Origin of the sequence: Micromonospora sp. DT201, assembly GCF_049841575.1 — a bacterium.
Lineage (GTDB): Bacteria > Actinomycetota > Actinomycetes > Mycobacteriales > Micromonosporaceae > Micromonospora.
The window spans coordinates 1-365 of sequence record NZ_JBNCKP010000091.1 but is presented as its reverse complement, the minus strand read 5'-3'; the positions used below and the strand labels follow the sequence as shown (position 1 = coordinate 365).

1 protein-coding gene is annotated in these 365 nt (G+C 66.3%); it reads right to left on the bottom strand.

Annotated elements, in window-relative coordinates:
- Positions 1-308: IS3 family transposase (locus ACLQ28_RS34545; RefSeq protein WP_425690454.1), on the bottom strand; the 308-nt coding region annotated here is incomplete at its 3' end.
- Between the last annotated feature and the right edge of the window lie 57 nt (positions 309-365).

Genomic DNA, 365 nt, shown 5'->3' with positions numbered 1-365 from the left:
CGCCACCGGCGAGGGCTTTTGCCGGCCAGTTCAGCGGCGCGCATCAGCCGGGCGACGCGTTTACGGCCGTGCCGCATGCCGGCGTCAGCGAGGTCGGCGTGGATGCGTGGCGCCCCGTAGGTGCCCTTCGACACCGCATGGACCTGGATGATCTTCTCGGTGAGCTGGGCATCAACGCGCCCGCGAAGGGACTGGACGCCGGATGTGCGCTGGTAGTAGGCGGACCTGGAGACCTCGAGCAGCTCACACGCACGCTTGACGTTGTGTGTGCCGGCTCGCTCCGCCTCGATGAACGGATGCACGTTCACCGGGTCTCCTTGATGCTCCTATGTCAAGCTGCTACCGGGAGCGGCTGCAGATGTGTA